This window comes from Erwinia mallotivora (assembly GCF_000590885.1).
GTDB lineage: Bacteria > Pseudomonadota > Gammaproteobacteria > Enterobacterales > Enterobacteriaceae > Erwinia > Erwinia mallotivora.
Map to the genome: position 1 here is coordinate 22,548 of NZ_JFHN01000056.1, position 21,851 is coordinate 44,398.

Below are 21,851 nucleotides of genomic sequence, written 5' to 3' on the forward strand. Positions count from 1 at the left end.
TCTGCCTGCTGATGCTGGTTACCCTGACGATATGCTGGCCGAAGGCGATCATCAACAGCAGCGTGCTGGCGCTGCTCCCTTCGCAGACCCTGGGTGAGGTGCCCGCCGAACTGCAACAGGGTTTTATGCAGCGGCTGGACAGGCAGCTGGTCTGGCTGGTCAGTGCAGGCGAACGCCCGGATGCTGGCGTTGCCGCCTGGTATCAACAACAGCTTGCCGCTTTGCCGTTACTGCGCAATGTACAGGGAGTAATGGATGCCGGACGCCAGCAGGCATGGGGGCAGTTCGCCTGGCAGCACCGCAACGCGCTGATTGATCCGGCGACGCGGCTCAGGCTTCAGGACGGGGGCGCAGCGCAGGCAGACTGGGTGCTGGCGCAGCTCTATTCTGCTTTCGCGGGCGTCAGTGGCCGGGAGTTAACACAGGACCCGCTGCTGTTGGTGCGCGGGGCGCAGCTTGCCATGCAGCAGAACAGCGGCCAGATGGGGCTGAGTGACGGCTGGCTGACCACCACCGATCAACAGGGCAGGGTCTGGTATTTTCTGCACGCGGAACTGAACGGCGATTCCTTCGATATGCAACAAAGCCATGCTCTGGTCAGCCAGCTGGCAGCGTTGAAAAGTCGTTTACAGCAGCGGTGGCCGCAGGCGCAGCTGCTGTCACGCGGTACGGTCTGGTTCAGTGACTATGCCAGCCAGCAGGCGCGTCATGATGTTTCCACGCTGGGGGTGGTGACCATTGTGGGCGTGTTACTGCTGGTGTTTACTGCGTTTCGTTCATTCCGGCCGCTGTTGCTCTGTGCGCTTTCGGTGGCGGTGGGGGCCGTCGCCGGACTTACTGTGACGCTGCTGGTGTTTGGTGAACTGCACCTGATGACCCTGGTGATGAGCCTCAGCATCGTTGGCATTTCGGCAGATTACACCCTCTATTATCTCACCGAACGTATGGTACACGGCGCTCAGGCCACCCCGGCGCAAAGTATGCAGAAAGTCGTTCGCGCGTTGTTGCTGGCGCTGGGCACCACGGCCATCGCCTGGCTGATTATGGTTTTTGCGCCTTTCCCCGGTATCAGGCAGCTGGCCGTTTTCGCCGCCGCCGGATTGACTGCCTCCTGCCTGACGGTAATTTGCTGGTATCCGCTGCTGGTCAAAGGCCTGCCGGTACGTCCTGTCCCCGCGCTCTGGCTGCTGGCTCGCTGGCTGTCAGCCTGGCGGCGAAAGGCGGCGCTGCGTATCGGGCTGCCGCTGATGGTGGCCGTCATCGGCATTGCCGGGCTGCTGAAGTTACAGGTGAATGATGATATTGCGCAGTTACAAACGCTGTCGCCTGCACTGCTGGCACAGGAGCGGCAGGTGACCCGTCTGACCGGTCAGAGCGCAGATCAGACCTGGATGGTGGTGTACGGCACTACGCCGGAACAGACGCTGCAACGACTGGAAGCGCTGGCACCGCAGTTGGCACGGGTCAGAGCGCAGCACGGGTTGCGGGAATATCGCCTGCTACCTCTCTCCTCGCTGGCGCAACAGCAGCGCGACAGGCTGCTGCTGCAACAGGCCGCGCCAGCCGTGACTGCCCGCCTGCAACAGGCGGGGGTGCCGGTCGGCGCTGTCGATCTGAGCGCGATGCCGCTCAGTCCGCAACAATGGCTGGACAGCCCGAACAGTGAGGGCTGGCGTTTACTGTGGCTGACACTGGCCGACGGGCGCAGTGGCGTGCTGGTTCCGGTGAGCGGCGCCAGCAACAGCGCCGCGCTGGCTGAGCTGGCCGCCTCGCTGCCCGGCGTCAGTTGGGTCGATCGTAAAGCGACGTTTGATCAGCTGTTTGCTTTTTATCGTGCGCTGCTAAGCTGGCTGCTTGGCGCGGCGCTGCTGGCGATTGCTCTCAGCTATATGCTGCGTCTGGGGGTGCGACAGGGGCTGATCTGCGTGTTACCTTCGGTGCTCTCGCTGGGGGGCGGGCTGGCTGCGCTGGCGCTCTCGGGCCACCCACTGAACCTGTTTTCACTGCTGGCGCTGGTGCTGGTGCTGGGCATCGGCATCAACTATACCCTGTTCTTCAGCAATCCCCGTGGTACAGCCATTACCTCACTGCTGGCGGTAACGCTGGCGATGAGTACCACCTTGCTAACCCTGGGGATGCTGGTGTTCAGCCAGACTCAGGCCGTCGCCAGCTTTGGTATTGTATTGTGCAGCGGTATTTTTAGCGCATTTTTACTGGCACCGCTGGCGATGCCGTCCGCGAGGAAGAAAAGATGAGAATGACAATACTGCTGTTGCTGGCCCTGACCTGGCTCACAGGCTGTGCCACTCAACCGGACAACAGTACGCCACAGGCGTGGTTAAAACCTGGCGTGCGGGTCAGCCTGCCCGTGCCGGAGAACGCCGTGCCGTTCAGTCAACAGCAACTGTTGACCGGCACTTTTAAAGGCAAACAGCAGTCGCTGCTGGTCTTGTTAAATGTTGAACGGCAGCAGCTGGTGCTGGCCGGACTCTCTCCGCTGGGGATCCGCCTGTTTCAGGTGCGCTATGATCGCCAGGGGATCCATAGCGAACAGTCGGTGGTGCTGCCGGAAATGCCACCGGCCAGCCAGGTACTGGCCGATATTATGCTCAGTCACTGGCCGGTATCCGCCTGGCAACCGCTTCTGCCAGCGGGCTGGACGCTGACCGACAGCGGTGACCGTCGACAACTTATGGATAATCACGGTGCGCCGGTTGCTGAAATTCGCTATCTGCAACGCGGAGCGCAGCGTCAACCGGTGAGTATCCGGCAGTTCGCTTTTGGCTATTTCATCACTATTCAATCTCTGGATTCACAATGATCTACATTGCGGCGGTCGGCATGCTCAGTGCGCTGGGCAACGATATGGCAGAAACTGCCAGCAATCTGTCGCAGGGAATAGCGCCGGGGATGGGGCCGGATAGCGGCTGGCTGCTGCATGGCCGATCCTGCTGGACAGGGCGGGTCAATGCTCCACTGCCAGCGATCGGCGGCGAGCTGGCGGCGCACAGCTGCCGTAATAATCAGCTGCTGCTGGCGGCGCTGGCGCAAATCCGCCCGCAGGTTGATCAGGCCATCGCACGTTTTGGCCATCAGCGGGTGGCGGTGGTGCTGGGCACCAGCACGGCGGGGCTGGACGAAGCTGATGGCTTTGTTTCCGGCCGGGTGGAGAATTATCACTATTTCAGGCAGGAGCTGGGCGATCCTTCCCGCTTTCTGGCGCAATACCTTCAGCTGACCGGTCCGGCCTATACCCTGTCAACGGCCTGCTCCTCCAGCGCCAGAGCACTAATCAGCGGTAAAAGGCTGATCGAGAGCGGGCTGGCTGATGTGGCGATTGTCGGCGGTGCAGATACCCTCAGCCGGATGCCGCTGAACGGTTTTGACAGCCTGGAGTCGCTCTCACCCGGTCGCTGTGCGCCTTTCAGCACTGAGCGTGATGGGATTACCATCGGCGAAGGGGCCGCGTTGATGCTGCTGACCCGCGAACCACAGGCGGTGGCAGTGTGCGGAACGGGCGAGTCCCCGGATGCTTACCATATGTCGGCCCCGCATCCGCAGGGCGATGGCGCGGAACGTGCTATCAGCATGGCGCTGCAACAGGCGGGGCTGGAACCCGGCGCGCTGGGCTATATCAATCTGCATGGCACCGCCACCCGGCTCAATGACCAGATGGAAGCGGCGGTGATCGGCAGGTTGTTCGGTGAAGCGGTGCCCTGTAGCTCAACCAAACATCTGACCGGACATACGCTGGGGGCCGCAGGAATTTGTGAGGCGGCACTGTGCTGGCTGCTGCTGTCCGGTGATATCCCGCTGCCTGCTCAGGATTTCAGCGACGGCGAACCGGACGAAAGCCTTGCCGCCTGCGGGTTGCTGCTTTGCCCCGCACCGCTGGCGCGACCTTTTGTGATGAGTAATTCCTTTGCTTTTGGTGGTAACAACACCTGTCTGATACTGGGAAAGTATGATGGTTAACTACAGCGCGGCGGCGGCATACCTGCCCCATGATACGCCAATGGTGTTGCTGGATGAGGTGGTGAGCGTTGATGACGACAGTGCCTGCTGTCTTGCCAGAGTCAGGGCTGACGGGGCGCTTGCGCCGTTTCTTGACCGCCAGGGGGAACTGCCAGGCTGGTTTGGTATTGAGATTATCGCCCAGACTGTTGGCGTCTGGTCCGGCTGGCACGGACGGCAGCTCAGTGACACAAAACCTGATCCGGGGATGCTGCTGGGGGCACGCGGCTATCGTTGCCAGCAGCCCTGTTTCCCCGCCGGCGCTGAACTGACGGTCAGTATCACCTTACTGATGCGTGACGAAAAAATCGGCAGCTTCGAGGGGCTGATCACCATTAACGGTGAGCGCTGGGCCAGCGGCAGACTCAACACCTGGCAGCCGTCCAGGCAACAATTACAACAACTTTTGCAACAGGGTAAAAACAGATGACGCGTTCCGTTCTGGTCACCGGTGCCAGCAAGGGTATCGGCAGGGCGATAGCCCTGCAACTGGCCGCCGATGGCTTTACGCTGGTGGTGCATTATCACCGTGACAAAGCAGGGGCAGAGGAGACGCTGCGCCAGATCGTTCAGTCGGGTGGATGCGGACGCTGCCTGGGCTTTGATATTGCCGATCGCCAGCAGTGCCGTGAGCGTCTGGACGCGGATATCGCCGCGAACGGGGCGTATTACGGTGTGGTCAGCAACGCCGGTATCGCTCGCGATGGGGCTTTTCCGGCGCTCAGTGATGAGGACTGGGACAGCGTTATCCATACCAATCTCGACAGTTTTTACCATGTCATTCATCCCTGCATTATGCCGATGATTGGCCTGCGGCGGGGAGGGCGCATCATCACTCTCTCCTCCGTCTCCGGACTGATGGGCAACCGGGGGCAGGTGAACTACAGCGCGGCGAAGGCAGGGATTATCGGTGCGACCAAAGCGCTGGCCATCCAACTGGCGAAGCGCAAAATCACCGTTAACTGCATTGCGCCGGGACTGATTGACACCGGGATGATCGATATGGAACCGCAGGCGAAGGAAGAGGTGATGAAAATGATCCCGATGAAACGAATGGGGCAGGCGGAGGAAGTGGCGGGTCTGGCGAGCTATCTGATGTCGGACAAGGCCGCTTACGTCACCCGGCAGGTGATTTCAATCAACGGAGGCATGTTCTGATGCGTCGCGTGGTGGTAACCGGCATGGGCGGGGTGACGGCTTTTGGTCACCGCTGGTCGCAGGTGGCAGAGAAGATCCTTAGCGGACGCAACGCGGTGCGAAAAATGCCGGAATGGCAGGTGTATCAGGGCTTAAACACCCTGCTGGGCGCGCCGGTAGATGATTTCACCCTGCCGGAGCACTACACCCGCAAGCGCATCCGCTCGATGGGACGGGTTTCCCTGCTGGCGACCCGCGCCAGCGAACTGGCGCTGGAGCAGGCTGGCTTGCTGGCCCACCCGGTGCTGACCAGCGGTGAAACCGGCATTGCCTTCGGCTCATCTACCGGCAGCACCGGCCCGGTCAGCGAGTTCGCCACCATGCTGACGGAGAAGCACACCAACAACATCACCGGCACCACCTATGTACAGATGATGCCGCACACCACGGCGGTTAACACCGGTCTGTTTTTTGGCCTGCGTGGCCGGGTTATCCCCACCTCCAGCGCCTGTACGTCCGGCAGCCAGGCAATTGGCTATGCCTGGGAGGCAATCCGTCACGGATACCAGACGGTGATGGTGGCGGGCGGCGCGGAGGAGCTTTGTCCTTCTGAAGCGGCGGTATTTGATACGCTGTTTGCCACCAGTCAACGTAACGATGCGCCACAGACCACCCCGTCACCTTTTGATCAGGCGCGGGATGGTCTGGTGATTGGCGAAGGTGCCGGAACGCTGATCCTTGAAGAGCTGCAACATGCGCTGGCGCGTGGCGCAACGATTTATGCCGAGATGGTAGGATTTGCCACCAACTGCGATGCGGCGCACATCACCCAGCCTCAGCGGGAAACCATGCAAATCTGTATGGAGAAAGCCTTGCAGATAGCGGATTTACAGCCGGAGCAGATTGGCTACATCAACGCCCATGGCACCGCTACCGATCGCGGTGATGTGGCGGAAAGCCTGGCGACGGCGGCCATTTTTGGCAATCACACGCCCATCTCATCATTGAAAAGCTATTTCGGGCACACCCTGGGGGCCTGTGGTGCGCTGGAAGCGTGGATGAGCATAGAGATGATGCACGCCGGATGGTTTGCGCCCACGCTGAATCTTAACCGACCGGCAGAGGATTGTGGCGAGCTGGATTACATTATGCATCAGCCGCGTGTGCTGCAAACGGACTAAATTCAGTCGAACAATTTTGCGTTCGGCGGCATTAACACTTCACTTATTTTTCGCCGTTATGCGCAGTGAAACCCTCCGTCGCAGCGGCGCGGTCGGCTAAAATCTTTTCCCGCGTCCTGCCCTTTGATGACGGCATTGAACAGCAAAATTCCTTGCCGCTCAGAACATTAGTCTGAAACCCCTATAAATCCTGATGATTATCTTCTCAGTCAGTGACTTACTGGTCGAAAATTGCGCTTGCATTTAGCCGTTCTCTCAGCATAATCCGAATCCGAATAAAAACGATTATCACTTGCATTCTTAATCAGGGAACAGCAATGGCTCAGGTTTTATCAGCACAACACCGCTTCCGACTGACGCTACTGGCGGCAGTGATCGGCTCTCTTACCGCTCCGGCGATAGCCGCAGTAACACAAAGCCCTAACAGCACGGACGAAACCACACAGGATGGCGCAGCGGCCAGCCGCGAACAGACCATGACCGTGGTGGCGAAACCGGACAGCAACTTTACCCCCGGTGGCGATCAGCTGGTTCCGGCTTATCTCGATGGCCAGATCGCCAACGGTGGTCGTCTGGGAATGTTGGGCGAACAGGACGCGCACAGCGTCCCTTTCAACGTGATCGGCTATACCAGCAAAATGATTCAGGATCAGCAGGCCACCACCATCAAAGACGTGGTGGCGAATGATGCCTCCGTCCAGAACGTGCAGGGCTATGGCAACTTTGCTGAAACTTACCGTATCCGGGGCTTTGATCTTTACGGCGATGATATGACGCTGGGTGGTCTGCCCGGTGTGATGCCGCGTCAGGTGGTTTCCACGCAGATGATTGACCGGGTTGAAGTGTTCAAAGGTTCGAATGCCCTGATCAACGGCGCGGCATCCTCCGGTGTGGGTGGGATGATCAACCTTGAACCAAAACATGCGGATGATGTTCCTCTTACCCGCGTTGGCGTGGATTACAGCTCCTCTTCTCAGGTGGGTACTTCACTGGATGTGGGCCGTCGCTTTGGCGATAACAATCAGTGGGGCGTGCGGGTTAATGTTCTGCACCGTGAGGGTGAAACCGCCATTGAGAATGAAAAACGGCGTGCAACCCTGGCGTCCATTGGCCTGGATTATCGCGGTGATAGGCTGCGCACCTCGCTGGATCTGGGTTATCAGAAACAGGCTTTTGACGGTGGTCGCACCGGCGTCAATATCGGCAGTGTGGATTTTATTCCAGCGGTGCCGCGTACGACCAGCAACTACAGCCAGAAGTGGGTTTACAGCAATCTGGAAAGCAAGTTTGGTATGGCGCGGGCAGAGTATGATTTTGTTCCGGGCTGGACGGCATATGGCGCAGTAGGTGGACAGCATTCCCATGAAATGGGGGCCTATGCTGCTCCGACACTGACCGATGAAGATGGCTCAGCCACCATCGGCCGCATGGATACGGCAAAATATGTTGATGCGTTCAGTGGAATGGCTGGGGTGCGCGGTAAGTTTGACACCGGCGTGGTCAGCCACAGCGTTAACCTTGGTTACTCAGCACAAACCAAACGTGAGAAAACTGCCTATGGCATGGCGCTGACCTCTGAAGCGACCAATATTTATGACACCACGGCGGTGCCCGAACCTGAAAATACTTATTTTGGTGGCGATTTGAGTAACCCACGGCCAACCAGCCGGGTGCGTACTGAAGGCGTGCTGCTGGCGGATACGCTGGGCTTTATTGATGACAAAGTGCTGTTCACCGTCGGTGCCCGTCATCAGAAAGTGACGGTGCGTAATTACGCCTACGGCACGGCGGTGGAAGATACCGCTTCTCGCTTTGATCAGTCCCGCTGGACGCCGGGTTATGGTCTGGTGGTGAAAGCCACCGACAGTCTCTCCCTGTATGCCAACCATATCGAGGCATTGCAGCCTGGCTCCACCGCATCCAGTACCGCGCTTAACGCCGGCCAGGTTACCGGCATTGCCCTGTCGAAGCAAAATGAAGTCGGCATGAAGCTGGATTACGGTCGTGTCGGCGGGACGCTGGCGCTGTTCGAAATTAAAAAGCCTACCGGTATTATCGATCCACAAACCAATCTGTATGGCCTGTATGGCGAGCAGCGTAACCGTGGCGTGGAGCTGAATGTGTTTGGCGAGCCGCTGTACGGTGTTCGTCTGAACGGCAGCGCGACCTGGCTTGATCCAACAATGACCAAAACGCAGAACGGTACATACGATGGTAAACAGGCCGTTGGCGTGGCGAACTTCTACACGGTGCTGAGTGCGGAATATGACATTAAGCCTGTTGAGGGACTGACCGCACTGGCACGGATGACGCATTCGGGTTCGCAGTATGCCGACCAGGCTAACAGCAAAAAGCTGGACAGTTACACCGTGCTTGACGTGGGGATGCGCTACCGGATGAAAGTACAACAGAATGACCTGACCTGGCGTCTGGGCCTGGAAAACGTCACCAATCAGAAGTACTGGTCCGGGGTGGAGAGCTATGGCACCTACATTACTCAGGGCGATCCTCGCCAGTTGAAGCTGTCCATGACTTACGATTTTTAATGCGGCGGGCTGCCACGGCAGCCCTTCTTTTGCCTGGTTAAAATTTTTACAGGGTAACGGAAAGAAATTATTTACAAGAAGAACCAAATAAAACGATAAAAATTCCAGATAAACAGTGCAAATCCCGACTCAGGGGCGCGACAGCGGTTTTTTTAGCTGACGCTGTGATACACTCCTTCTTTGCTGAAATTCAGGGGCATGGAGCCTGAAGAAAATGGAACTGCCAAAGCATTAATGTTTTTCATTTAACCGCTCAGGTCACGCTGATTTTTCAGATTTCTCCTGCTTCACCCGGATGGGTATGAAGCGAATCCACCGATACAAGACTGGCAGCGGGCAGAGGATGTTCAGCCAGCAGATAATGGCTGTCATGAGCGACCTTCCCGAAAATGAGCCACCAGAAGAGATTCGCTATCCTCTGGATGATGCACAGTTTGCCATTGTGGTGCTTGTCGTCACTTCTTTTACCCTGATAATGTTTGTTCTGGCGATTACGTTACTGATTACGTAATGGGCTCCTGCACATCGCGGAGAGCGAAATGGAGAAGTAATAAGAATGGATACGAGAGAAGATCGTCTTTTAGCGCTGGTCGGCCTGCTGGTCGCCGTGCTGATTGTTGTCGTGGTGCTGTTTACGCTGACCTGGTTATCTGATGTGCGGCGTGCGCCCGGCAGTTATCCCGGTGCGCAAAACTGCCAGCCTGCTGGCGTTAAATCATCCTGAGCCAGTCTGGCGACTGAAGGTCGCAGCTCAGGCTTCCACCCTGATTCCGTTGCGTCACTGAACGGGCCTGAACTGCATTCAGGCCGTCGCCGACTGCGCTTTCCTCGCGCCATACCCTGCGGATAAGTCACTTCATTTTCATCATCCGGCTGGGATTATTAGCGGCAGTCGGATCGATAATGTATCCTTCAGCATCAAGGTTATTCTGTTGCCCGCAAGGACAGACTGACCGCCCTGGAACCAGTTAAGGAGCACCCGTGGCTGAAGCCTTTATGCCGGAAACAGACAGGCCAGAATCTTCCCGCACGCGTCTGAGGCGGGCCGTTTCCGGGCTGACAGAGAGTCATCCCGGGTACAGCGGTATTCATTCTCTGGAAGAGGGACTGGACGCTTTTGCTGCGCGTTATCTCCTGCTGTCGATGGCTGAGCGCAGCCTGGATATCCAGTATTACATCTGGCAAAACGATATGTCTGGTCGGCTGCTGTTCAGTGCGGTGCTGGATGCTGCCGATCGCGGGGTTAAGGTCCGTTTGTTACTGGATGACAACAATACGATGGGGCTGGACCAGACCCTGAGTGCGCTCAACAGTCATCACAATATCGACGTCCGGCTGTTTAACCCTTTTTCTTTTCGGACGCTGCGGGCGCTGGGTTATCTTACTGATTTTGCGCGCCTTAACCGGCGTATGCACAATAAAAGTATCACCGTGGACGGTGAGGCGACCATCGTTGGCGGTCGTAATATTGGCGATGAGTATTTTGGTGCCGGAGACGAGCCGTTGTTTTCCGACCTTGATGTGCTGGCCGTCGGGCCGGTGGTGCAAGAGGTCACCCTCGATTTCGCACGTTACTGGGACAGCCGGGCGGTACAGCCGCTCAGCGCCGTGGTGGACACCGTACCAGAGCGTGCGGCCATCACACTGCCGGAAGCCTGGCGTAATGATGAGAAAACCCAGCGCTATTTACAGCGCATCCATGCTTCGACCTTTGTCAGCCAGCTTGAAAGCGGAGAACTGCCGCTTATCTGGGCTGAAACCCGTCTGTTAAGTGACGATCCCCGCAAGGGACTGGGGCGGGCGAGGGCCGGTTCGTTGCTGCCGCAACGTATGCTGGAGGTTATCGGTCAGCCGCAACATCAGTTCGATATTATCTCGGCCTATTTCGTGCCCACCCGTGCCGGGGTGGCGCAGCTGCTGTCACTGGTCAGAAAAGGGGTCAGAATAGCGATTCTGACCAATTCCCTGGCGGCTAATGATGTCTCTGTGGTGCATGCAGGCTACGCCAAATGGCGTAAAAAGCTGCTCCGTCATGGCATTACGCTGTATGAACTGAAACCGCATTCTGATTCGCGTGACAAGCCCCATGACCGGGGACTGACCGGTAATTCCGGCTCCAGTCTGCATGCGAAAACGTTCAGCGTCGATAACGAAAAAGTGTTTATAGGCTCGTTTAATTTCGATCCGCGTTCGGCGATGCTCAACACCGAAATGGGCTTTGTGATCAACAGCGATTTACTGGCTACCCGCATCCATCAACGCTTTATTACCCGAATGCGCGATCGCGCCTGGGCTTTGCGTCTGGATAAATGGGGGCGGATCAACTGGATGGAATACCCCGGCGAAAAGGGCGAAGTCGTGCACAAACACGAACCCCGCACCCGTTTTATCCAGCGTTTACTGGTGCGCCTGGTCTGGCGTTTACCGATTGAATGGCTGCTGTAATTTCTGCACCACGCCTGGCTGAACCCCGTGGCTGCGGATTCCATTGCGCAGCCGCCGGGATTTAACGCTGGGGTTTACCCGAGAAGAGAAAACGTAGCAGCGGAATGCGCAGGTGGATCTCATACAGAATAAAGGCAATGCCAAAGACAAACAGCAAACCGGTAAAGAAGCCCAGCGTGTTGTTGCTGATATCCGGCACCAGGAAAATGCCATACAGAATGGTCAGCGGGTGGTGCACCAGATAGATAAACAGTGACGCATTCACCAGGTAGGTAACGCGGGGCGAATGACTGTTCAGCAACCGGTGGCCCAGTGAAAACACCACATTCACCATCCACAATCCCATCATCATCGACACCACGGCATCAATCTCATACAGCCAGCCTTCACCCTTATTCCAGGTCTGATTGGCGACATAAGCGACAAACGCCACGGCCGAACCGATAAATGTCCAGGGCACCGGTTTAACAAATAACGCCTTGAGTGCCGGATATTTCCACGCCATCGCCCCCAATATAAAAAATGGCAGGAAGAACAGTGATTGCATCACACCATAATTGAACAGCCCGTTCCCCAACAGCTGAGGTTCATAAAGAAACAACAGGCGGCGTACACCGCCCCATGCCAGGCTGCACAGCAGAATAACCATGCTCAGTTTTATCCAGCCGAGGCTGGCAAAATCGTTTTCGTCAGCCTCACCACGGCTGAGCCAGCGAAACAGCCAGACCCCGGCCACCGTCAATACCACCAGTACCAGTAAAAACCACAGATGAGAAATCAGATCCCAGCTCAGCGCATTGAGTTTGTCGTACAGCGTAAGGTTGTGCCAGTCACCAATTTTCGTGGTCCAGGCTTTAATCATAAAAAACTGTGGCACCGTCAACAGAGGAACCGCCGCCAGCATGGGAATACCGACCCGCTCCAGGCGTACTTTCAGCCACTGCGGGCGGCTGTAGCGCAGAAACAGCATGTAGGAAAAATAACCGGAAATGACAAAGAACACCTGCATACGAAAGGCGTGGATAAAGTCATTTAAAATGGTCAGCCATTCGGAAGGTGTCGGACTGTTTACAGACCAGGACTGACTGGAATAAATCAATGAGACGTGAAACGGAACGCCTAAAAGCATCAGATAGGCTCTGATTGAATCGAAAAAATACTCTCTTTGCTGTGTTTTTTTTGTCATATTTGTCCACTATTCAAAACGTTACAGCACTGGCTCACCCTGAGCCACGCTAAAGCTTAACGCTTACTGTAGTTGAGAGAACGCGCCTGTACTATCAGGCGAATCTGTATCCGCTAACCACCTGAGAAGCGGGCGACAAAAGCGGCTGTCAGGCGGAACTAAAAGTGTTCTTAAGCTGTCGGAATGCGGAATAATCCATTAAGATGGGTGGATTCAATGAAGGCACGCGAAAGGGGGGGATGTGCTGAGTAAAATTAAGAATAAGCCAGAACTGAAAAAATTAAGCTGGCTTGGTGTTGGCGTTATGTTGTCAATGTATGCCAGTTCAGTTTGGGCTTTTGGCATTGATGACGTTGCAAAACAGGCGAAAGATTTAGCTGCAAAAGGTTACGAAGCGCCAAAAAGCAATTTGCCTGCTCAACTGCATGAAATGAAGTATGCAGATTATCAGCAGATCCAGTTTAATCATGACAAAGCCTGGTGGGGCAAGCTGAAGACCCCGTTCAAGCTGGAGTTCTACCACCAGGGGATGTATTTCGATCAGCCGGTCAAAATAAATGAAGTTGCCGCCTCAACCTCTCGTGAGATCAAGTACTCGCCGGACTATTTCAATTTTGGCAATGTAAAGCACGATCCGGAAACGGTTAAAAACCTCGGTTTTGCCGGGTTCAAAGTGCTTTATCCACTGAACAACAAAAACAAGAAAGATGATGAAATCACCAGCTTTCTTGGTGCCAGTTATTTCCGGGTAATTGGCGCAGGCCAGGTTTATGGCCTTTCCGCACGCGGACTGGCTATTGATACCGCACTGCCTTCCGGTGAAGAGTTCCCGCGTTTTAGAGAGTTCTGGGTTGAGCGGCCAAAACCTGCGGATAAGCATCTGGTGATTTATGCGCTGCTGGATTCGCCACGGGCCTCCGGCGCATACCGCTTCCTGATTACGCCCGGTAAAGAAACCACGGTTGACGTCCAGTCTAAAGTCTATCTGCGTGACAAAGTCGGTAAACTGGGTGTGGCCCCTCTGACCAGTATGTTCCTGTTTGGCGCGAATCAGCCGTCACCTCAGGTTAACTACCGGCCTGCGCTGCATGACTCCAGCGGTCTGTCCATTCATGCCGGAAACGGAGAGTGGATCTGGCGTCCTCTGAATAATCCAAAACACCTGGCGGTCAGTACCTTCACCTTTGAGAATCCTAAAGGCTTTGGCCTGCTGCAACGCGGCCGGGATTTTGCTCAGTATCAGGACCTGGACGATCGTTACGATCTGCGCCCAAGCGGCTGGATTGAACCACAGGGCGACTGGGGCAAAGGCCACATCGAGCTGGTGGAGATCCCCACCACCGACGAAACCAATGACAACATCGTGGCCTTCTGGACGCCGGAGAGCCTGCCAGATAATGGCAAAGAGATGAATTTCAGCTATCGCCTGCATTTCACCCGCGATGAAAATCAACTGCACTCGCCAGAAACAGCTTTTGTGAAGGATACGCTGCGCTCAACGGGCGATGTGAAACAGTCTAATCTGGTGCGTCAGCCAGACGGCACCGTGGCCTTTATCGTTGATTTCACCGGTGAGCAGATGAGTCAGCTGCCGGATAACACCCCGGTGACACCGCAGGTGAGTATCGGAAACAACGGTGAGCTGGTGGAAAACAGCGTGCGTTACAATCCGGTCACTAAAGGCTGGCGGTTGATTATGCGTCTGCGTGTTAAAGACAGCAAACAGCCGACGGAAATGCGTGCTGCACTGCTTAACGGTGATAAAACGCTGACAGAAACCTGGAGCTATCAGTTGCCTGCCAATGAATAAGACTACTGCGATACCCACAGAATATACAGATGCGTTGCCCCTTTCAGCTGAGCGTAAAGGGGCGCTGAAAGATGCGCTGCCGGTTGAATCTGAAGAGATGTTCAGCCAGCTGCACCAGTCGCTGGCTGAGGATGCCTTGCCGCCGGGGCGCCCTGATGATGCGCCGATGGCGTCGGTTAAAACGCGGATCGATATGACATGGCCTGATTCCGTGGGCAATGGCGAACAGTTCGCGAAGGACGCGCTGGATCGTACCACTCTGAAGGCGATGCCACGTCACACCCGTTCATCCATGTATCCGGAAGCCTGGCGCACCAACCCGGTGTCACGCGCGTGGGACTCCCTGCGTGGGCGTAAAAGCAAACCGCGTTACAGCAACAATGCAGAAGTACAGCGTTCAGAAGAAAAGTGGCGACATGTTGGTTCAATTCGCCGCTATATTCTGCTGATCCTGACCATTGCCCAGACGGTGGTGGCAACCTGGTACATGAAAACCATCCTGCCTTACCAGGGATGGGCGTTGATCGACCCGGTTGAAATGATCAATCAGAACTGGCAGCAGTCGCTGATGCAAATCCTGCCTTATATCCTGCAAACCGGCATACTCTTCCTGTTTGCGGTGCTGTTCTGCTGGGTCTCTGCCGGTTTCTGGACCGCACTGATGGGCTTCCTGCAACTGTTGATCGGCAAGGATAAATACAGCATTTCGTATGCCTCCAACGGCGATGAGCCCATTAACCCGGCGCACCGCACCGCGTTGATTATGCCTATCTGTAACGAAGACGTGGAACGCGTGTTTGCCGGTCTGCGCGCCACCTGGGAATCGGTGGTCAGAACCGGTGAACAGCAGCATTTCGACGTTTATATCCTCAGCGACAGCTACAACCCTGATATTGCCGTCGCAGAGCAGAAAGCCTGGATGGAGCTGGTGCGCGATGTCGGTGGGGAAGGGCGCATTTTCTATCGCCGCCGCCGTCGCCGTGTGAAACGTAAAAGCGGTAACATCGATGATTTCTGCCGCCGTTGGGGCAGCCAGTACAGCTACATGGTGGTACTGGATGCGGACAGCGTGATGAGCGGTGAGTGTCTCACCGGTCTGGTACGCATGATGGAAGCCAATCCTAAAGCCGGGATTATTCAGTCTTCACCAAAAGCGTCCGGGATGGACACGCTGTATGCGCGTTGCCAGCAGTTTGCCACCCGCGTTTACGGGCCGCTGTTTACTGCCGGTCTGCACTTCTGGCAGTTGGGGGAATCCCACTACTGGGGGCATAACGCCATTATCCGCGTGAAACCCTTTATTGAGCACTGTGCGCTGGCACCTTTGCCTGGAGAGGGCTCCTTTGCCGGTTCGATTCTGTCTCATGACTTTGTGGAAGCTGCGCTGATGCGTCGTGCCGGTTGGGGCGTATGGATAGCCTACGACCTGCCTGGCTCGTATGAAGAACTGCCGCCAAACCTGTTGGATGAGCTGAAGCGTGACCGTCGCTGGTGCCACGGTAACCTGATGAACTTCCGTCTGTTCCTGGTGAAAGGGATGCATCCGGTTCATCGTGCGGTGTTCCTAACTGGTGTGATGTCCTATCTCTCTGCACCGCTGTGGTTTATGTTCCTGGCGTTGTCCACGGCATTGCAGGTGGTGCATACGCTGATGGAGCCGTCCTACTTCCTGCAACCCCGGCAACTGTTCCCGGTGTGGCCGCAGTGGCGACCTGAACTGGCGATTGCGCTGTTCTCAACCACGCTGGTGCTGCTGTTCCTGCCGAAGCTGCTGAGCGTGGTGCTTGTCTGGTGCAAGGGCGCGAAACCTTACGGTGGTGCATTGCGGGTCTTCGTCTCGTTGTTCCTTGAGATGCTGTTCTCCGTGCTGCTGGCACCGGTAAGGATGCTGTTCCATACGGTGTTTGTGGTCAGTGCGTTTCTCGGCTGGGAAGTGGTCTGGAACTCACCGCAGCGTGACGATGATGCCACACCGTGGAGTGAAGCCTTTAAACGTCACGGTTCACAGATGCTGCTGGGCATTGTCTGGGCTGCCGGGATGGGCTGGCTTGACCTTAACTTCCTGTGGTGGCTGGCACCGATTGTCTTCTCGCTGATTTTGTCGCCTTTTGTCTCGGTGTTCTCCAGCCGGTCTACCACCGGAATGGCGTCCAAACGTGCCCGACTGTTCCTGATCCCTGAAGAGTACGATCCGCCAAAAGAGCTGTTGGATACCGAACGCTACAACGAGCTGAATCGTTCGCGCGCGCTGAAAGATGGCTTTATGCATGCGGTGTTCAACCCGTCGTTTAATGCGCTGGCCAGCGCGATGGCAACCTCCCGGCACCTGAAAAGTGACATTCTGGAATTTGCCCGCGACCGCCGTGTTGAGCAGGCGTTGAGTGAATCACCGGCAAAACTGGACCGCGATCGTCGTCTGGCGCTGATCAGTGACCCGGTTACGCTTTCCCGGATGCATTACCAGCTGTGGCAACATGCCGATAAGTATCACGACTGGTATAACCACTATCAGTCGCTGAAAATGAATCCTGACGCTATCCAGACCGTGAAGTCCTGACGGCGCAGGTGCTGAAAAACCGGGAATTTTTTTCCCGGTTTTTTTATCTCTGAAGTTAACGAATTTACAGAAACTTTGCGTTTTAGCGTCTTTCTGACGCAAGATGTGGCTGTACAATGACGCGTTTTTATTCAGCCGATGGGAAATGATGATTACAACACTACTGCGGGCAACATTACTGGGGCTTTGTATTGTAATGCTGAGCGGTTGCGGCAGCAATATCAGCCGGACTATGCCGGGCCAGGGGCATGGAAATCAGTTCTATCCCGGTGTGCAGTGGGACGTCCGTGATACGCCCTGGCGCTTCCTGACCATTATCGACCTGCCGCTGTCGCTGGTGGTCGATACCTTATTACTGCCAGTGGATGCCCACCACGGTCCGTATGAGTGACCTCAATCAGGCGTAGTTATCGGAGTCAGTATTGTCGTCTTCCCACTCTGACGCGGCCGCTTCTCCCTCTTCACTGTCAGCGGGCGGCTCCAGCTGAAATTCGCCTTCATCCCACTCGTGCAGGGTATTCTCCGGCAGCCACTCCTGACGCAGGTCTGTTTCATCAAAATCACCGTCAAAAATAGCCTGAGCGGCTTCTCCGCTGCGAAGGGCCAGGCACTCGCCATCATCCCCTTCATCAGTAAAGAATTCAGCCTGCCACATGATATCGCCATCCTGCATGACATATTTTTGCAGGTTAAACTGGCTGACTGAGGCATCCTCTTCATCGGTTTCCGGATTGGCAGCCAGGTACTCTTCTCGCGCCGCATCAATGGCTTCTTCCAGCGTTGCATACAGGTTCATCAGGTTTCTCCATTACACAGGTTGCGGTTTCAGAAAGGATAGTTGAAGACTGACAGGAGGAAAGGTGGCAGTAAAAAAAAACGAAAAGAAAACAGTGCAGTGTGTCAGCCGTTTAGCAAACAGGGTTCGCTTTGCAACAGCAGATAATGCGCCGCAGATTGCAGCGCGGGTGGTTAACATTAATAGAAGGAGGACTCTCCCGCCGGACGGGTCTTAAAGCGCCGATGGAGCCACATATATTGCTCCGGGGCCATCAACACGCCGTGCTCCACCACTTTATTCATGCGGGTGGCGGTGGCGGTTTCGTCGGTCAGCGGTATAGCCTGTTCTTCTGGCAGGATAACCATCTCATAACCTCTGCCATGCGGCAGACGACGCGGAACGAAGGGGATCACCGCCGGATTACCACTGCGAATCAACAGATAACTTCCTTTCGTTGAGGCGGCCTTGTCCACGGCAAAGAAGGGGGCAAACACGCTGCTCTTCGGACCGTAATCATGGTCCGGCGCATACCAGATAATATCGCCATTTTTCAGCGCACGGATCATGCCCTTCAGGTCTTTGCGATCCAGCATACTTTTGTTGGAGCGCATCCGTCCCCAGGTCTGAAGCCAGTCCAGCAACGCATTATCATTGGGACGGTAAACACCGATCCCCGGATTATGGATGCCAAAAATACGTGCGCCCAGCTCCAGCGTCAGAAAATGCATACCGATCAGCAGCACCCCTTTGCCATCCTGATGTGCCTTGTCAATGTGCTCCAGCCCGCTGACCTGAAACCATTTGCTGATACGCCAGTCTGGCCAGAACCAGGCCATCCCGGTTTCCAGCAGCCCCATGCCCACAGATTCGAAATTGCGTTTCACCATTGCTTCACGTTCGGCTTCCGGCATGGCAGGAAAGCAGAGTTGCAGATTGCGACGGGCTACTTCAACGCGACGTTTCAGAAAGCGCATAGACAGGCGGCCAAGCCCACAGCCAAGATGATAAAGCACCGGATAAGGTAGCAGCACCAGCAGGTAGAGCAGACCAATACCCAACCAGGTAAACCAATAACGGGGATGCAACAACGCACGTGTAAATTGAGGCAGCTGAGTCATGAGTTTCCAGATCGTAACAAAGGGGCACCATTATGCTGCCCGGAATGAATTGTCCTTATAACCTATTGTGCCATTTATTAGCGACGAACTGAAATAACACGCTGACTTTCGGCGTGTTTACCATAGCAGAATGAAAAACTGATCGCTGACTGCTTACTGATTTTTACGGCAAAAGGGAGCGCACATTGCATAAACCCGCACAGAAAAACCGCCGCGTCTGACCGCAATCCGGCATCGCCACGGCACAATTCGACGGCAACGGGATTGTGCGCTGAACAATTTCAAATGTGCCCACTATGTTTTACGCGCTATTCAGGTATGATATCGCCCGCAAAATTTCTCTGACGAACCCAGGAAAGTACACCATGCCAGTGTTACATAACCTTGTTTCCAATGAAGAGCTGAAGGCGCGGATGCTGGCCGAAACCGAGCCGCGCACCACAGTCTCTTTCTACAAGTATTTCACCATTGCTGATGCCAAAGCTTTTCGCGACGCGCTGTACGTGCAGTTCACCCGTCTGAATGTATTTGGTCGCGTCTATGTCGCCACCGAAGGGATCAACGCGCAAATCAGCGTGCCTGCCAGCCGTTACGACGCGCTAAAAGCGATGCTGTACAGTTTCGACCCGGCGCTCAACAATCTCAGGATGAATATCGCGCTGGACGACGATGGCAAATCCTTCTGGGTGCTGCGGTTAAAAGTACGCGAGCGCATTGTTGCTGATGGCATCACCGATGAAACATTTGATGCCAGTAATGTCGGCGGCTACCTGAAAGCGGGAGAGGTCAACACGCTGCTGGACGATCCGGATGCGCTGTTTGTGGATATGCGCAATCACTATGAGTATGAAGTCGGCCATTTTGACAACGCGCTGGAGATCCCGGCGGATACCTTTCGCGATCAGCTGCCCATGGCAGTAGAGATGCTTCAGGACAATAAAGACAAAAAAATAGTGATGTATTGCACCGGCGGTATTCGTTGTGAAAAAGCCAGCGCCTGGATGCGTCACAACGGTTTTGAAAACGTCTATCACATTGAAGGGGGCATTATTGAATATGCCCGTCGTGCGCGGGAACAGGGTCTGCCGGTGCGTTTTAAGGGCAAAAACTTTGTTTTCGATGAAAGAATGGGAGAGCGTATCTCCGAAGATGTGATTGCTCACTGCCATCAGTGTGGTGCTCCCTGTGACACGCACGTTAACTGTAAAAATGATGGCTGCCATCTGTTGTTCATTCAGTGCGCGGCCTGTGCAGAAAAATACCATCACTGCTGTAGCCCAATCTGCATGGAAGAACTGGCGCTCTCTCCGGAGGAACAGCGGGCAAGACGTGCCGGGCGTGAGAATGGCAATAAAATCTTTAATAAGTCGCGCGGTCTGCTGAATATGACGCTGAATATCCCGTCAGAGAAGTAGCCTTTGCGGCCTGATGAAGCAGAACAAGCCCGCCAGCCACTCGCTGGCGGGCTGTTTATTACTGGCGGAGTCCTTCAACAGAAATCATCAGCTGAACCTGTTGTGATGCCGGACCCAGATCGGTGGTGATATTAAAATCCTTCAGTTTCAGAGTGGTGTCTGCGGTGAAACCGGCACGATAACCCCCCCACGGATCCTTACCTTCACCCATCTTTTTAGCTGCCAGCGTCACCGGTTTTGTGAAGCCATTCAGCGTCAGGTTGCCGGTAATTGCCAGCCCGTCACCCTCTTTTTTCACTGACGTTGACACAAAGGTCGCCTGCGGGAATTTTGATACGTTCAGAAATTCCGCGCTGCGCAGATGTTTGTCACGTTCAGCATGGTTGGTATCCACACTGGCGGTCTTGATAGTGACATTGACTTTATCTTTCGCCGGATCGGCTTCATCGAAAGTGAAGCTGCCGTCGAAGTCTTTAAACGTCCCGTACAGCCAGCTGTAGCCCAGGTGCTGAATGCGGAACTGTACAAAAGCATGTTGCCCCTGCTTATCAATCTTATAGTCGGCGGCATGTGCGGCACCCATGCTCAGCATCAGCGTGGTGGTCAGGGCTAACAGGTTTTTTTTGATCATCTTTCCTTCCTTTTGCAGAGGTTAGTCGGGTGATTTACCCAGCATCCGTTTCAGCGTGCTGTCCCGGTCGATAAAGTGGTGCTTGAGCGCAGCCAGCGCATGCAGCACGGAGAGGATCACCACGCTCCAGGCCAGCCACAGGTGGATTTCTCCCGCCAGATCGGCCTGCTCACCGAGCCCTTCAAGCGTCGCAGGCACGGAAAACAGACCAAAGACTTCAATGGGTTGACCATCGGCAGTGGAGATGAGATAGCCGCTAATGAAGATGGCAAACAGGATGCCGTAAAGCAGCAGGTGCACCGCAACGGCACTGATGCGGGTCGCAGTAGAATAGCTGGCAAGGGGTTTCGGCGGCGGGGAAATAAAGCGCCAGATAACCCTTGCCACCATCACCGTAAACAGGGTAATGCCGATACTTTTATGCAGCTCGGGAGCCGGGTGATACCAGCTGTCATAATAGCCGAGAGTGACCATCCACAGGCCGAGGGCAAACATGCCGTAAACAGCGAGTGCCACCAGCCAGTGCAGCAGCACACTAATATGACCAAAACGGGTTGGGGTATTTTTCCACTGCATCAGGGGATCCTGTCAGCAATTTTTGCCCAGACTGAACGCGCTGAAACATAAAATCAACAAATAAATACCATCACTAAATAAATTTGTTATTTTTTTCAAAAAAACTGAAATAAACACGGCTTGCTGTGCATTTAATTCGTTGTAGGGTGACTTTAGCCAACAAATCCTTTCATCATATCATTGCGACGGAACGATCCTGACGGGATTGATTCCTTCGGTTTATTTGACCTTGTTTTATCTGTGTTAAGCAGGTGGTCGTATTTTACTTATCATATTCAATGTTAACAAAGCAGGAATGCTTGACAGTTGACAGCCGGTAATGCCAGAAAACTGGTGTTCAAAACTCGCCTGCACCGGGGTGATGCCAGAAGCTTTGGCTGGTGGAGATTGCAGCGAAGGTCATTCAGTTTCTGCTGGCTTAAAACCAGCACAGTGATGCATCAGCAATAAACTTTAC

General features: G+C 55.2%; 18 protein-coding genes and 1 pseudogene. 14 read left to right on the forward strand and 5 right to left on the reverse strand.

The features are described from left to right. Window positions 1-11 precede the first annotated feature (11 nt). From BG55_RS14885 to BG55_RS14920, 10 genes and pseudogenes are all read left to right on the forward strand, one after another. Window positions 12-2,255 carry an MMPL family transporter gene (locus BG55_RS14885; protein WP_152542799.1) on the forward strand — a complete coding sequence of 748 codons (2,244 nt, stop codon included), beginning with the start codon at window positions 12-14 and terminating at the stop codon, window positions 2,253-2,255. Further along, window positions 2,252-2,821, forward strand: a complete 570-nt coding sequence (locus BG55_RS14890) for a DUF3261 domain-containing protein (protein WP_235192772.1) — start codon at window positions 2,252-2,254, stop codon at window positions 2,819-2,821. The genes BG55_RS14885 and BG55_RS14890 overlap by 4 nt, the downstream gene beginning before the upstream one ends. Next, window positions 2,818-3,975, forward strand: coding sequence for a beta-ketoacyl-[acyl-carrier-protein] synthase family protein (locus BG55_RS14895; protein WP_034939059.1), 1,158 nt, complete (start codon window positions 2,818-2,820; stop codon window positions 3,973-3,975). The genes BG55_RS14890 and BG55_RS14895 overlap by 4 nt, the downstream gene beginning before the upstream one ends. After that, window positions 3,968-4,444 carry a hotdog family protein gene (locus BG55_RS14900; protein ID WP_034939060.1) on the forward strand — a complete coding sequence of 159 codons (477 nt, stop codon included), beginning with the start codon at window positions 3,968-3,970 and terminating at the stop codon, window positions 4,442-4,444. Before BG55_RS14895 ends, BG55_RS14900 begins: the two co-directional genes overlap by 8 nt. Then, entirely contained in the window at window positions 4,441-5,172 is a 732-nt protein-coding gene (locus tag BG55_RS14905; protein WP_034939062.1) for a 3-ketoacyl-ACP reductase FabG2, read from the forward strand. Before BG55_RS14900 ends, BG55_RS14905 begins: the two co-directional genes overlap by 4 nt. Continuing rightward, window positions 5,169-6,401 (forward strand): annotated as a pseudogene (locus tag BG55_RS14910) (beta-ketoacyl-ACP synthase). Before BG55_RS14905 ends, BG55_RS14910 begins: the two are co-directional and overlap by 4 nt. Window positions 6,402-6,649: 248 nt before the next feature. Then, window positions 6,650-8,878, forward strand: coding sequence for a TonB-dependent receptor (locus BG55_RS14915; RefSeq protein ID WP_034939064.1), 2,229 nt, complete (start codon window positions 6,650-6,652; stop codon window positions 8,876-8,878). Between the two features lie 370 nt (window positions 8,879-9,248). Continuing rightward, window positions 9,249-9,389 carry a hypothetical protein gene (locus tag BG55_RS22625; protein ID WP_200871629.1) on the forward strand — a complete coding sequence of 47 codons (141 nt, stop codon included), beginning with the start codon at window positions 9,249-9,251 and terminating at the stop codon, window positions 9,387-9,389. A gap of 45 nt (window positions 9,390-9,434) precedes the next feature. Continuing rightward, on the forward strand, window positions 9,435-9,602 hold the full coding sequence (locus tag BG55_RS23020) for a hypothetical protein (protein WP_200871627.1): 168 nt from the start codon (window positions 9,435-9,437) through the stop codon (window positions 9,600-9,602). Window positions 9,603-9,874: 272 nt separating this feature from the next. Then, entirely contained in the window at window positions 9,875-11,323 is a 1,449-nt protein-coding gene (locus BG55_RS14920; RefSeq protein ID WP_034939203.1) for a phospholipase D family protein, read from the forward strand. A 61-nt stretch (window positions 11,324-11,384) separates the two neighbouring features. Here BG55_RS14920 and mdoC read toward each other — a convergent pair whose 3' ends face one another. Then, on the reverse strand, window positions 11,385-12,509 hold the full coding sequence (mdoC, locus tag BG55_RS14925; RefSeq protein ID WP_034939066.1) for a glucans biosynthesis protein MdoC: 1,125 nt from the start codon (window positions 12,507-12,509) through the stop codon (window positions 11,385-11,387). A gap of 271 nt (window positions 12,510-12,780) precedes the next feature. On the opposite strand from mdoC, the gene BG55_RS14930 reads away from it, so the two are divergent. The 3 genes from BG55_RS14930 (at window position 12,781) to BG55_RS14940 (ending at window position 17,267) form a co-directional block, all read left to right on the forward strand. Then, complete coding sequence (locus tag BG55_RS14930) at window positions 12,781-14,319, forward strand: glucan biosynthesis protein G (protein WP_200871628.1); 1,539 nt, start codon at window positions 12,781-12,783, stop codon at window positions 14,317-14,319. After that, complete coding sequence (gene mdoH / locus BG55_RS14935; RefSeq protein ID WP_034939071.1) at window positions 14,312-16,876, forward strand: glucans biosynthesis glucosyltransferase MdoH; 2,565 nt, start codon at window positions 14,312-14,314, stop codon at window positions 16,874-16,876. The genes BG55_RS14930 and mdoH overlap by 8 nt, the downstream gene beginning before the upstream one ends. 148 nt (window positions 16,877-17,024) lie before the next feature. Beyond that, on the forward strand, window positions 17,025-17,267 hold the full coding sequence (locus BG55_RS14940; protein ID WP_071995030.1) for a YceK/YidQ family lipoprotein: 243 nt from the start codon (window positions 17,025-17,027) through the stop codon (window positions 17,265-17,267). Window positions 17,268-17,273: 6 nt separating this feature from the next. Here the strand turns inward: BG55_RS14940 and BG55_RS14945 are convergent, their stop codons facing one another. Both BG55_RS14945 and BG55_RS14950 read right to left on the reverse strand, forming a co-directional pair. Continuing rightward, window positions 17,274-17,672 carry a MysB family protein gene (locus BG55_RS14945; protein WP_034939073.1) on the reverse strand — a complete coding sequence of 133 codons (399 nt, stop codon included), beginning with the start codon at window positions 17,670-17,672 and terminating at the stop codon, window positions 17,274-17,276. Window positions 17,673-17,851: 179 nt separating this feature from the next. Continuing rightward, window positions 17,852-18,772, reverse strand: a complete 921-nt coding sequence (locus tag BG55_RS14950) for a Kdo(2)-lipid IV(A) acyltransferase (protein ID WP_034939075.1) — start codon at window positions 18,770-18,772, stop codon at window positions 17,852-17,854. A gap of 365 nt (window positions 18,773-19,137) precedes the next feature. Here BG55_RS14950 and trhO point away from each other — a divergent pair, with 365 nt between their 5' ends. Beyond that, the gene (trhO, locus tag BG55_RS14955) at window positions 19,138-20,187 is read left to right on the forward strand and encodes an oxygen-dependent tRNA uridine(34) hydroxylase TrhO (protein WP_034939076.1); all 1,050 of its coding nucleotides are present in this window, start codon (window positions 19,138-19,140) and stop codon (window positions 20,185-20,187) included. Window positions 20,188-20,245: 58 nt separating this feature from the next. On the opposite strand, the gene BG55_RS14960 is transcribed toward trhO, so the two are convergent. After that, on the reverse strand, window positions 20,246-20,815 hold the full coding sequence (locus BG55_RS14960) for a YceI family protein (RefSeq protein ID WP_152542802.1): 570 nt from the start codon (window positions 20,813-20,815) through the stop codon (window positions 20,246-20,248). A gap of 24 nt (window positions 20,816-20,839) precedes the next feature. Then, entirely contained in the window at window positions 20,840-21,394 is a 555-nt protein-coding gene (locus BG55_RS14965) for a cytochrome b (RefSeq protein ID WP_034939081.1), read from the reverse strand. Window positions 21,395-21,851: the final 457 nt, after the last annotated feature.